Source organism: Dietzia sp. IN118 (assembly GCF_032905965.1).
Lineage (GTDB): Bacteria > Actinomycetota > Actinomycetes > Mycobacteriales > Mycobacteriaceae > Dietzia > Dietzia kunjamensis.
Genome location: NZ_JAUMSR010000001.1, coordinates 1,561,230 through 1,572,771, shown reverse-complemented (window position 1 = coordinate 1,572,771; position 11,542 = coordinate 1,561,230). Strand labels below are relative to the sequence as shown.

Here is an 11,542-nt window from a genome sequence, read left to right as displayed (position 1 = left end):
ATGACCGAGCAGTCACCCACCGCCCAGGGCGGATCGAGTTCGGGCGGAGCGAGTTCGGGCGGAGCGACCCCGATCCCCGGTCCGAGGCCGGGTGCGCCATCCCCCGCCGCGCTGGCACGCAAGGTGGCACCGCGGCCGACCCCCGCGGGTACCCCAGGGGTCACGCGCGCCTCGGACCCGTCGCAGTGGGGTCGCGTCGACGAGTCGGGCGCGGTGTTCGTCCGGACCTCCGACGGTGAGCGTCAGGTCGGGTCGTGGCAGGCCGGTGCTCCCGAGGAGGGCCTCGCGCACTTCGGTCTGCGCTTCGATGACCTCGCCGCCGAGGTCGCTCTGCTCGAGACCCGTCTCGAGTCCCATCCGCAGGACGCCAGGAAGACCCGCGCCTCGGCGGAGACCCTGGCGGAACAGATCCCCACCGCCGCCGCCGTGGGCGATCTCGATTCTCTCGCCGCGCGTGTGGCTGCGGTGATCGAGCGTTCCGGCGAGGTCGAGGCCGTGTCGAAGCAGCGCAAGGACGAGCAGCGGGCGGCCGCGATCGCCCGGAAGGAGGCGTTGGCGGACGAGGCCGAGGAGATCGGGGCGTCGTCGACTCAGTGGAAGTCCGCCGGGGACCGTCTGCGCGAGATCCTCGAGGAGTGGAAGACGATCCGGGGTATCGACCGCAAGACGGACGACGCCCTGTGGAAGAGGTTCTCCAAGGCCCGGGAGGCGTTCAACCGTCGCCGGGGCTCGCACTTCGCCGAACTGGACCGCAACCGCGCCTCGGTCAAGAAGGTCAAGGAGGACCTGGTGGAGAGGGCGGAGGCCCTGTCCGGGTCCACCGACTGGAACGACACGGCCACGGCGTTCCGTCGTCTCATGGACGAGTGGAAGGCCGCCGGCCGGGCCCCGCGGGATGCCGATGAGGCCCTGTGGAAGCGGTTCAAGGCGGCCCAGGACACGTTCTTCGACGCCCGCCACGCCGCCGCTGCGGAACGGGACGCCGAGTTCGAGACCAACGCCCAGGCCAAGGAGGCCCTGCTCGCCGAGTACGAGGGCCGGATCGATCCTGCGGCCGACCTGGGCGCCGCCCGGTCCGCTCTTCGGCAGCTGCAGTCGCGGTGGGAGGAGATCGGCAAGGTCCCGCGCGAGCGGATGGGTCAGCTGGAGGGGCGTATTCGGGCCCTGGAGAAGCGTGTCGCCGATGCGGCGGACACGGAATGGCGTCGTACCGACCCGGAGGCCAAGGCCCGCGCCGGCCAGTTCTGGGACCGGGTCCATGACTTCGAGGAGCAGGCCGCGAAGGCGGACGCTGCGGGCAAGAACAAGGACGCCGAGAGCGCACGGGCCCAGGCCGCCCAGTGGAAGGAGTGGGCGGAGGCAGCCGAGAAGGCGGTCGACACCCGCTGACGCGCCCCACCGGCGGCCACCCGCTGACGCACCCCACCTGCGGCCACCCGCCGACGGGCGACGAGAACCCGCAGACGAGAAGAGCCCGGCCCGTCACGACGGGGCCGGGCTCTTCTCGCGCCGGTCATCAGACGGCGCGACGTCCGGGAGGTCGGTTCAGCGCCCGTCTCCGTGACGGGCGTTCTCCTCGAGCGTGATCTGCTCCGGGGTCCGCGCCCACAGCACACTCGCCAGCGTGATCACCAGAGCGAACACGATGATCTCACTGACGTAGAGGCCGATGCCGGGCCCGCCGAAGTCCTGCACATCGGGATTGGGGCCGCGACCGGACTGGCGGAGCCAGATCGCCAGCACGCCGTACACGGCGGACACGCACGTCGCGCTCCAGGCGATCCCGGCGGCCCACCACTTCTGCGTCATGATCATCGCTGCCCCGAACGCGATGGTGCCCACGGAGTACAGCAGGACGAACAGATGGGACGGCAGGGTCGTGTACTGCTCACGCGCCACGTCGGTGAAGAACAGGACGTCGAGTCCCCGCACCCCCTCGCTGTGCGGCAGGGCCAGGGCCACGGCCAACAGCACGATGAGGACGGCGGACGCCAGGTAGGCCCGCCCGATCACGAGGGTGCGCCCGAGGACGCGGTCACGGTCCCGCATCTCCGATTCCGCGTTCCGGGTGACTTCCATGATCCCCGCGATCGGGTCGGGGCGCTCGTCGGTGCTCACGTGGGGCATCCCTTCTCGGTGGTGACTGGGGCGCTGACGGTGTCGCGCCGGAGCGTAGGAAGCCCGAGCCCGACCCCGATGGGCGGGGTCTCGGGCTTGTGGCCCGCCTCGTGACGATCGCCGGCCCGGGTTGCTCGGTGGCTGAGCACCCCGTCATCGGCGAGCAGGTGGTGCGGGGCCGCGGCGGTGACGCGGGTGGTCACCACATCTCCCGGACGCACCCGGTCGGCGTGGTCGCCGATGGGGGCGAAGTGTACGAGCCGACCGTCGCGGGCCCGGCCCGTCATCCGGGCGGTGGCCGCGTCCTTGCGGCCCTCGTCGGCGGTCACGAGGAGCTCGACGACGCGCCCGACCTGCTTCTGGTTCTCCTCGAGCGTGATGCGCTCCTGGAGCTCGATCAGCCGCTCGTAGCGTTCCTGGACCACGGTCTTGGGGATCTGGTCCTCCATGGTGGCCGCGGGGGTCCCCGGGCGGGGCGAGTACTGGAAGGTGAACGCGCTGGAGAACCGCGCCTTCTCGACCACGTCGAGGGTGGCCTGGAAGTCCTCCTCGGTCTCACCGGGGAACCCGACGATGATGTCGGTGGTGATGGCCGCGTGCGGCATGGCCGCGCGGACGCGCTCGATGATCCCGAGGAAGCGCTCGGACCGGTAGGAGCGTCGCATGGCGCGCAGGACGCGGTCGGACCCGGACTGCAGCGGCATGTGCAGTTGCGGGCAGACGGTGGGTGTGGAGGCCATGGCCTCGATCACGTCGTCGGTGAACTCCGCCGGGTGCGGCGAGGTGAAGCGGATCCGTTCGATCCCCTCGACCCGGCCGGCCGCCCGCAATAGTGAGGCGAAGGCTCCCTTATCGGAGGGCTCGTCGGGGTCGTGGAAGGACCGCCCGTACGCGTTGACGTTCTGGCCGAGCAGCGTGACCTCGAGTACGCCCTCGTCGGCGAGCGCCTGCACCTCGGCCAGTACCTCGCCGGGCCGACGATCGACCTCCTTGCCGCGCAGGGACGGAACGATGCAGAACGTGCAGGTGTTGTTGCATCCCACGGACACCGAGACCCACCCGGCGTACGAGGACTCGCGGGTGGCGGGCAGGGTCGAGGGGAAGTGCTGCAGGGAGTCGGCGATCTCCACCTCGGCCCGCTCGTTGTGGCGGGAGCGGTCGAGGAGCGTCGGCAGGTGTCCGAGGTTGTGGGTGCCGAACACGACGTCGACCCACGGTGCGCGGGAGACGACGACGTCCTTGTCCTTCTGCGCGAGGCACCCCCCGACGGCGATCTGCAGGCGGGGGTTCGAGTCCTTCCACGGCCGCAGATGACCGAGGGTGCCGTAGAGCCGGTTATCGGCGTTCTCCCGGACCGCGCAGGTGTTGAACACGACCAGATCGGGAAGGTGACCTCCGGCCGGATCGGCGTCGCCCACGAAGGGGACGTACCCCGCGGCGTCGAGGACCCCGGACAGACGCTCGGAGTCATGGACGTTCATCTGACATCCGAAGGTGCGAACCTGGTAGGTCCGGCGGGCGTCGCCCTCGGCATGCGCGTCCTGCGCCGCCGCCTGCAGGTCGGTCACGAGAGTATCCACGCAGGCCAGGGTACTCAGGGCGATGCGTGGGCCGCCAATTCGGCGTCCACGACTTTCACGGCCAACCCCGTCGGATAACCCCGCCGGGCCAGGAACGCGATGAGCCTGCGCCGCTCGCCCTGCACGTCCGGCCCGGACAGAGCGGCGCGCGGCCGGCGATCCAGCCGACCGCGAACCAGTTCGGCGGCCTGCCGGCGGTCATCCGACTCGTCGATCTCGCCGACCGCCCGGGCGATGTGCGCCTCGGCCACGCCCTTGTCCCGCAGCTCACGCTCGAGGGCGCCGCGCGAACGGCCGCGGCGTCTCCTGCGGCCACGCACCCACTCCTCGGCGAAGTCGGCATCGTCGACCAGACCCCACGCCCTGACCCTGCCGAGCGCCTCGTCGACGGCCTCCGCGGCGTACTCCTTGTCGAGCAGCCGCTCGCGCAACTCGTGCTCACTGCGCGGCCGGTAGCGCAGGAGCCGGAGCGCGGCGTTCGCGGCCTCGTGCGCTTCAGGGGCCAGGGGCGGCAGGTCCGAGGACCCGGAGGGCCTGGCCTCCACTGCGGCGATCGCCGTACGGAGTTCCTCCGCCCCGTGCGCCCCGGCGCCATGGGGCCCGCGGGTGTCCCTGCCCGACATCAGAACTCGACGGGCACCACGTCGATCGGCGCGTCCTCGTCGGACTCCGCCTCGATCTCGGCGATCTCCGCCCCCGCGCCGATATTCAGCTTGTCGAGGATCTTGCGCTCGATCTCGTCCCGCACCGACGGGTTCTCCTTGAGATACCGCCGGGCGTTCTCCTTGCCCTGGCCCAACTGGTCCGGTCCGTAGGTGAACCACGACCCCGACTTCTTGATGAAGCCGTTGTCCACGCCCATGTCGATGAGCGACCCCTCGCGGCTGATCCCCTCGCCGTAGAGGATGTCGAACTCCGCGATCTTGAACGGCGGCGCGACCTTGTTCTTAACGACCTTGCACTTGGTGCGGTTACCGACCGCGTCGGCACCGTCCTTGAGCGTCTCGATACGGCGCACGTCCAACCGCACCGACGCGTAGAACTTCAGCGCCTTACCACCGGTGGTGGTCTCCGGCGAGCCGAACATGACGCCGATCTTCTCGCGCAGCTGGTTGATGAAGATGGCGGTGGTGCCGGTGTTGTGCAGCGCGCCCGTCATCTTCCGCAGGGCCTGGCTCATGAGTCGCGCCTGCAGGCCGACGTGGCTGTCGCCCATCTCCCCCTCGATCTCGGCACGCGGCACGAGGGCCGCCACGGAGTCGATGACCAGAATGTCGATCGACCCCGACCGGACGAGCATGTCCGCGATCTCCAGGGCCTGCTCACCCGTGTCCGGCTGGGAGACGATGAGGTTGTCCGTGTCCACGCCGAGCTTGCGGGCGTACTCCGGATCCAGGGCGTGCTCCGCGTCGATGAACGCCGCGATCCCGCCGGCCGCCTGCGCGTTGGCCACGGCGTGCAACGCGACCGTGGTCTTACCCGAGGACTCCGGGCCGTAGATCTCCACGACGCGTCCCCGGGGGAAGCCCCCCACGCCCAGTGCCACGTCGAGCGACAGCGCCCCGGTCGGGATGACCTGGACCGGCGGCCGGTTGTCGTCACCCAACCGCATGACCGAGCCCTTGCCGTAGGCCTTGTCGATCTGCGCGAGGGCCAGTTCCAGCGCCTGTTCGCGATTCTGGGCCACGCCCGTCTTGGTCCCCGACTTCGCGGTGGTCTTGGGTGCCATGGTGCTCTCCGTTCCTGCGCGACCCCCGGCGTCCGGCCGATCGGTCTGGGTGGTGATTCAGTTGCGGACGTTACGGGCCGGGTACGACACGAGCGTCTCGCGCGAACCCGGCGACCGCTTTCCTGTGGAGGAAGGGCGCCCTGTGGACGGGGCGAACCGTCATCACGTGACACCCAGTGTAGGCGAACGGGTGTTCGAGGTCGACCGACACGCCGCACCCGGAGCACTAGTGCAGCTGTTCGGGCACCTCGAACTCGGCACACAACGCCAACCACACGCGCTTGACGGGGAGGCCGGCGTCGATCGCCTCGAGGGCGGTCCTCCCGCCACACTCCGCGAGATGGTGCGATCTGGTCAGACTGTCGGCGCGGAGTTCACCGAAGGCCTCCACGGTGCGTGCGCGGAACTCGGTCAGGGTCACGTCTCGCCCTCCCCTACGGACGACGACGGGCCGCCGGCGTGGTCGCCGACGGCCCGTTGCCGTGAGATCACTGCTGTTCGGTCTGCGCCTGCTGCTGCTGCTGCTGCGGCGCCGGCTCGGACTGGCCCTGGCCGAGCTGGCCGGTGGCACCGGTACCGGACCCGAGTTGGCCGCCCTCCGCCATCGACGCGCGGATCTGCTCGAGGCGGCTGTGGCCGGCCATCTGGGTCGAGGCCTGCTCGACCTCGAGCATGCGACCCTGCACCGAGTTCTGTGCGAGTTCCGCCGAGCCCAGGGCGTTGGCGTACCGACGCTCGATCTTGTCGCGGACCTGGTCGAGGTTCGGGGTGTTGCCGCCCGAGGACAGCTCCGACATCGACTGCAGGGAGGCGCTGACCTGCTCCTGCATCTTGGCCTGCTCCAGCTGACTGAGCAGCTTGGTGCGCTCGGCCACGCGCTGCTGGAGGACCATCGCGTTCTGCTCGACGGCCTTCTTGGCCTGGGCGGCGGCCTGGAGCGACTGGTCGTGCAGGCCCTTGAGGTCTTCCACACTCTGCTCGGCCGTGACCAGTTGGGCCGCGAACGCCTCCGCGGCGTTCTCGTATTCGGTGGCCTTGGCCGCGTCACCTTTCTGGCGCGCCTGCTCCGACATCTGCAATGCCTGCCGGGTGGAGCCCTGGAGCTTCTCGATCTCCGCGAGCTGCCGGTTGAGCTTCATCTCCAGCTGGCGCTGGTTGCCGATGACCGCCGCAGCCTGCTGCGAGAGCTGCTGGTGCTGACGCTGCGCGTCAGCGATCGCCTGCTGGATCTGGACCTTGGGGTCGGCCTTCTCGTCGATCTTCGAATCGAACAACGCCATGAGGTAGCGCCATGCCTTGGTAAACGGATTGGCCATCGCTGCGTAGTGTCCTTCTGCCGATTCGGACGACGGGTCTGTTCAACGGTACCGAACAACGCACGGTTGCGACCACCGGGCGTGACGGGCGCGCGGTCAGGCCGCGAGCACCGGCTCGGTGAACGTGCCCGGAGGGGAGACCTCGAGGGCGGCGCGGATGAGGATCTCGCCCAGGGAGACGTCGAGCGCCCCGGAGATGGAGGCCAGCAGTTCGCTGGAGGCCTCCTTGCGGCCGCGCTCGATCTCCGAGAGGTACCCGGGGCTCACACGGGCGGCGTCGGCCACGTCCCGCAGGGTCCGACCGGATTCCCCGCGCAGGCCGCGCAGGACCGTCCCGAGCGTCTCGCGTAGCAGAGGGGCACCGCCGGGCTGGTCCGGTCTGGGCAGGGTGGTCATCTGGATGTTCGGCATCACGGGGTACAACGCATCACATCCCGGATTCGTTCCCGTCGTCGTCGTCGTCACCGGTCCCCTCCCCCGTCACCGCGGCGATGACCAGTTTCAACGCCGCAGCGCACGCCGCCGTACGGATACGGCTCCGGTCACCGGTCAACGCCAGCGGCACGGACCAGGGCTCCCTGCCGGGAACCGTCAGCCCGACGTGGACGGTCCCCACCGGCCTGTCCTCCTGGGGCTCGGGCCCCGCCACCCCCGTCAGGCCCACGCCGACGTCGGAGCCGCAGCGCCGCGCAGCCCCGCGCGCGAGTGCGCGGGCGGTCTCCGCGGACACGGCCCCGTGCCGCTCCAGGACCTCGGTCGGCACCCCGGCGAGTTCGTGCTTGAGATCCGTGGCGTAGACGATCAACCCGCCGCGGAGTACCGTACTGGCGCCCGGCACCTCGGCCACGGTGGCCGCGAGCAGCCCGGCCGTGAGGGACTCGGCCGTGGCCAGGGTCCATCCGCGGTCCCGCAGGGCGGTGACGGCCGCGGTCGCCGGCGGGGGCACGGCGCCGGAGGGATCCACGGGGGTCAGTCCGCGGTGCGTGCGGCCCGGCGGGCCTTGACCAGGTAATCGATGCCGGTGAAGACGGTGAGCACCACGGCCGCACCGACGACGATCCACTCCACCGGCCACACCCAGTGCGGCAGCGGCAGGATGAGCATCCCCATGCCCACCGTCTGTGTGACGGTCTTGAGCTTGCCTCCCCTGCTCGCGGCCACGACGTAGTCCACCCCGAACAGGCGCCACAGCGTGATGCCCACCTCGCGGACCAGGATCACCACGGTCACCCACCAGAACAGCTCGTCCACCAGTGAGAGCGAGATGAGCGCGGCGGCGATGAGCGCCTTGTCGGCGATCGGGTCGGCGATCTTGCCGAAGTCGGTGACCAACCCGAGCTTGCGGGCCAGGTGACCGTCGACGTAGTCGGTGAACATCGCCACGGCGAAGACGACGAACGCCCCCACCCGCCACCAGGGATCCTGGGCGTCGGCGACGAAGAACAGGACCACGAAGACGGGGACCAGGAGGATCCTCACCACCGTGAGCACGTTGGCGATGTTGAGGACGGGGACCTCGTCGGTTCGGCGCCTGTTCTCGCGCGTGGAAGCAGTCACCCCCTCACCTTAGCGAGGACGGCGGGAATACCCTTGGTCGCGACGCACCCCCGACCCCGATCCCAGGAGATCCACGATGCCGCTGTTCGCCGTCACCTACCGCTACTCCGACGCCCAGACCGAGGAGCGGGAGGCCAACAAGCCCGCCCACCGCGAGTGGCTGTCCGCCCGCGTCGACGACGGGTCCGTCCGGTCCGTGGGACCGTTCGTCGACGGATCCGGGGCGTTGCTGGTGGTGGAGGCCGACGACGACGAGGCCGCACGATCGCTCGTGGGCGACGACCCCCACTGCCTGCGCGGAATGGTCTCGGAGATCACGGTCCGGGAGTGGAAGCCGGTCTTCGGCGCCCTCGCCTGACGCATACCCCGCCCGGCCGCTACCCCACCGGGGTCTCGGCCGGGTCGCGGAGGTCGGCCGGCTCGTCGTCCGGATCCTCCTCCGGCGGGGCCCCGCCCTTGATCATCCAGAGCACCGAGGCGAGTTCCTCGGGCTTGACCAGCACGTCGCGTGCCTTGGACCCCTCGGAGGGTCCGACGATGTCGCGCGACTCCATCAGGTCCATGAGGCGGCCGGCCTTGGCGAAGCCGACCCGGAGCTTGCGCTGCAGCATCGAGGTGGAGCCGAACTGGCTGGACACCACGAGCTCCACGGCGGCGAGCAGGTCGTCGAGGTCGTCGCCGATGTCGGCGTCGATGTCCTTCTTGCCGTCCTCCTTGGCGGCGGTGATGGACTCGTCGTACTCGGGCTCGGCCTGGTTCTTGGCGTAGTCGACGACCTCGTGGATCTCCTCGTCGGTGATGAACGCACCCTGCATACGGATGGGACGCGAGGCACCCATCGGGATGAAGAGCCCGTCGCCCATACCGATGAGCTTCTCCGCCCCGGCCTGGTCGAGGATGACCCGGGAGTCGGTGAGCGAGGACGTGGCGAACGCCAGGCGGGACGGGACGTTGGTCTTGATGAGGCCGGTGACCACGTCGACGGACGGCCGCTGCGTGGCCAGGACGAGGTGGATGCCGGCCGCACGGGCCTTCTGGGTGATGCGGACGATCGCGTCCTCGATGTCGCGGGGCGCGGTCATCATGAGGTCGGCCAGCTCGTCGACCACCGCCACGATGTACGGGTAGGGCCGGTAGACGCGCTCGCTGCCGGGCGGCGTCGTGATGGCTCCCGACTTCACGCGCTCGTTGAAGTCGGTGATGTGGCGAACGCGGGTGGACTTCATGTCCTGGTAGCGCTGCTCCATCTCCTCGACGAGCCACGCGAGCGCCGCGGCCGCCTTCTTGGGCTGGGTGATGATCGGCGTGATGAGGTGCGGGATGCCCTCGTACGGCGTGAGCTCCACCATCTTGGGGTCGACGAGGATGAGGCGGACCTCGTCCGGGGTGGCCCGCGTGAGCAGGGACACGAGCATCGAGTTGACGAAGCTCGACTTACCCGAGCCGGTGGAGCCCGCCACCAGGAGGTGCGGCATCTTGGCCAGGTCGGCGGTGACGAAGTCGCCCTCGATGTCCTTGCCCAGTCCGATGAGCATCGGATTGTGCTTGCTGGCGGTCTTGGGGTCGGTCAGCACGTCCGCCAGCCGCACCAGTTCGCGGTCGAGGTTGGGCACCTCGATGCCGACCGCGGACTTGCCGGGGATCGGCGCCAGCAGCCGCACGTTGTCCGTGGCGACCGCGTAGGCGATGTTGCGGTGCAGGGCGGTGATCTTCTCGACCTTCACGCCGGGGCCCAGTTCGACCTCGTAGCGCGTGACAGTCGGGCCGCGGGTGAATCCGGTGACGGCCGCGTCGATCTTGAACTGCTCCAGAACGCCCTGGATGGCCTCGATCATCTGGTCGTTGGACTCGCTGCGCGCCTTGGGCGGGTCGCCGGCCGTGAGCAGGCCGACGGGCGGCAGTGCGTAGTCCACGCCGTTCAGCAGCTGGGTCTGGGAGTCGAGCCGCTCCGCGTCGCTCTCGGAGGCGGTGTGGGTGGACGGGACGTTGGTCTGCGGGACCGAGGAGGTGTCCACCGACGGTGTCGAGACGGCACGTCGGGGCGCGGTGGCCGGCGAGGACGGGGCGGCCGAGGCCGGCGGGCGGGCTGGGGCCTCGTCGACGTCGCCGCCCGCGGGCAGGACCTCGGTCCCGCGGGGGGTGCGCTTCGGGTGTGCCGGGGCCCGGGCCGGTTCCTCCGGGGGGAGGTCGGCGACCTCCGGTGCCGCCTCGGGCTCGGCGGATGACCGCCCGGCGCGGGGCATCTCGACCGTCTCGCCCGCCGTGGGGGTATCGGACCACGCGGCGATCCGGCGGCGCGAGCTGCGCCGCGTCGCCGAGCGCTCGGGCTCGGACGACCTCGTCGTCTCCGCGATCGGGTACGCCGTGGTCATCTCGTCGTCCCAGTCCTCGTCGGAATCGACGTAGTCGTGGTCGACGATGTCGCCGCTGCCGTCCCAGCCGAAGAACCCGCGGACGATGCCGGGGATCTCGCGCGCGGGCCGCCCCACCATCACCAGGATCCCGAACGCGACGAGCAGGACGAGGAGCGGCACCGCGACGAAGACGGACAGGCCGGCCTCGAGCGTTCCACCGACGATCCGGCCGAGCACCCCGGCGCCGGACCGCACCCCGTCCGGATCCGTCGGGGAGCCGGACCCCAGGTGCCACAGTCCGAGCACACCGAGAGCGGCGACGGTCGTTCCGACCAGCCAGCGCGAGTGCACGTCGGGGCGGGGTTCGCGGGCCATGACGAGCACGCCCCATCCGCCCAGCAGGAGCGGCAGGAGGGCACCGGGGGTACCGACCACCGTCCGGATCCCGGTGTCGATCCAGTGGCCGATCGGGCCGGCCGCGCCGAACCACACGGCGCCGACGAACACGATCGCCACGCCGATGAGGATCAGGCCGAGACCGTCACGGCGGTGCGGCGGGACCACCTTGTCGTCGTCGTCCCCACCCCCGAGGCCACGGACGCCGTGGCCGACACCCTTCGCCATCGCGGACCACCCTCCGCGCAGCCCACGCCCCACGGCACCGAACGCACCCGAGGTGCGTTCCGGCGCCGGGGCGGCGGTCCGAGGACCGCTGCGGGTCCCCTTCTTGGGGGTCGAGACGACCGCACCGCGACGGGAACCGCCACCCCGCGACGACGACGGGGTGGACTTGGTCGATCGCTGTGCTCCCGAGGTCGAAGCCGGACGTCGGCCGCCGGGGGCACGGGTGGAGCGCGTGCTCGAGCTGGATGCCATGGCCGTCACTCT

12 protein-coding genes are annotated in these 11,542 nt (G+C 70.6%); 2 read left to right on the top strand and 10 right to left on the bottom strand.

Annotated elements, in window-relative coordinates; translation table 11 throughout:
• The gene (locus tag Q2K20_RS07655; RefSeq protein WP_159148210.1) at window positions 1-1,389 is read left to right on the top strand and encodes a DUF349 domain-containing protein; all 1,389 of its coding nucleotides are present in this window, start codon (window positions 1-3) and stop codon (window positions 1,387-1,389) included.
• A gap of 156 nt (window positions 1,390-1,545) precedes the next feature.
• Here Q2K20_RS07655 and Q2K20_RS07650 read toward each other — a convergent pair whose 3' ends face one another.
• The 9 genes from Q2K20_RS07650 to pgsA form a co-directional block, all read right to left on the bottom strand.
• Complete coding sequence (locus Q2K20_RS07650) at window positions 1,546-2,127, bottom strand: hypothetical protein (protein ID WP_096905355.1); 582 nt, start codon at window positions 2,125-2,127, stop codon at window positions 1,546-1,548.
• Window positions 2,115-3,686: a tRNA (N6-isopentenyl adenosine(37)-C2)-methylthiotransferase MiaB gene (gene miaB, locus Q2K20_RS07645; protein WP_159148216.1), complete on the bottom strand. Its 1,572-nt coding sequence runs from the start codon at window positions 3,684-3,686 to the stop codon at window positions 2,115-2,117. The genes Q2K20_RS07650 and miaB overlap by 13 nt, the downstream gene beginning before the upstream one ends.
• Before the next feature lie 26 nt (window positions 3,687-3,712).
• Window positions 3,713-4,321 carry a regulatory protein RecX gene (locus tag Q2K20_RS07640; RefSeq protein ID WP_269501373.1) on the bottom strand — a complete coding sequence of 203 codons (609 nt, stop codon included), beginning with the start codon at window positions 4,319-4,321 and terminating at the stop codon, window positions 3,713-3,715.
• Window positions 4,321-5,427: a recombinase RecA gene (recA, locus tag Q2K20_RS07635; RefSeq protein WP_067717750.1), complete on the bottom strand. Its 1,107-nt coding sequence runs from the start codon at window positions 5,425-5,427 to the stop codon at window positions 4,321-4,323. Before recA ends, Q2K20_RS07640 begins: the two co-directional genes overlap by 1 nt.
• Before the next feature lie 226 nt (window positions 5,428-5,653).
• A complete protein-coding gene (locus Q2K20_RS07630; protein ID WP_067717747.1) occupies window positions 5,654-5,848 on the bottom strand; it encodes a DUF3046 domain-containing protein in 195 nt (64 codons plus the stop codon).
• Between the two features lie 67 nt (window positions 5,849-5,915).
• Window positions 5,916-6,743: a phage shock protein PspA gene (gene pspA, locus Q2K20_RS07625; RefSeq protein ID WP_119192150.1), complete on the bottom strand. Its 828-nt coding sequence runs from the start codon at window positions 6,741-6,743 to the stop codon at window positions 5,916-5,918.
• 96 nt (window positions 6,744-6,839) lie between these two features.
• Window positions 6,840-7,154, bottom strand: a complete 315-nt coding sequence (locus Q2K20_RS07620) for a helix-turn-helix domain-containing protein (protein WP_067717740.1) — start codon at window positions 7,152-7,154, stop codon at window positions 6,840-6,842.
• Between the two features lie 16 nt (window positions 7,155-7,170).
• Window positions 7,171-7,707, bottom strand: coding sequence for a nicotinamide-nucleotide amidohydrolase family protein (locus Q2K20_RS07615; RefSeq protein WP_317176763.1), 537 nt, complete (start codon window positions 7,705-7,707; stop codon window positions 7,171-7,173).
• Window positions 7,708-7,712: 5 nt separating this feature from the next.
• Window positions 7,713-8,300 carry a CDP-diacylglycerol--glycerol-3-phosphate 3-phosphatidyltransferase gene (gene pgsA, locus Q2K20_RS07610; RefSeq protein ID WP_269501360.1) on the bottom strand — a complete coding sequence of 196 codons (588 nt, stop codon included), beginning with the start codon at window positions 8,298-8,300 and terminating at the stop codon, window positions 7,713-7,715.
• Window positions 8,301-8,376: 76 nt separating this feature from the next.
• On the opposite strand from pgsA, the gene Q2K20_RS07605 reads away from it, so the two are divergent.
• Complete coding sequence (locus Q2K20_RS07605) at window positions 8,377-8,658, top strand: YciI family protein (protein WP_269501358.1); 282 nt, start codon at window positions 8,377-8,379, stop codon at window positions 8,656-8,658.
• A gap of 19 nt (window positions 8,659-8,677) precedes the next feature.
• Here Q2K20_RS07605 and Q2K20_RS07600 read toward each other — a convergent pair whose 3' ends face one another.
• Window positions 8,678-11,539 carry a DNA translocase FtsK gene (locus Q2K20_RS07600; RefSeq protein ID WP_390890238.1) on the bottom strand — a complete coding sequence of 954 codons (2,862 nt, stop codon included), beginning with the start codon at window positions 11,537-11,539 and terminating at the stop codon, window positions 8,678-8,680.
• Window positions 11,540-11,542 lie beyond the last annotated feature (3 nt).

Coding starts and splice junctions, on each gene's coding strand:
- Q2K20_RS07655 (WP_159148210.1), top strand. CDS start 1: ATGACCGAGCAGTCACCCACCGCCCAGGGCGGATCGAGTTCGGGCGGA.
- Q2K20_RS07650 (WP_096905355.1), bottom strand. CDS start 2,127: ATGCCCCACGTGAGCACCGACGAGCGCCCCGACCCGATCGCGGGGATC.
- Q2K20_RS07640 (WP_269501373.1), bottom strand. CDS start 4,321: ATGTCGGGCAGGGACACCCGCGGGCCCCATGGCGCCGGGGCGCACGGG.
- recA (WP_067717750.1), bottom strand. CDS start 5,427: ATGGCACCCAAGACCACCGCGAAGTCGGGGACCAAGACGGGCGTGGCC.
- pspA (WP_119192150.1), bottom strand. CDS start 6,743: ATGGCCAATCCGTTTACCAAGGCATGGCGCTACCTCATGGCGTTGTTC.
- Q2K20_RS07620 (WP_067717740.1), bottom strand. CDS start 7,154: ATGCCGAACATCCAGATGACCACCCTGCCCAGACCGGACCAGCCCGGC.
- Q2K20_RS07605 (WP_269501358.1), top strand. CDS start 8,377: ATGCCGCTGTTCGCCGTCACCTACCGCTACTCCGACGCCCAGACCGAG.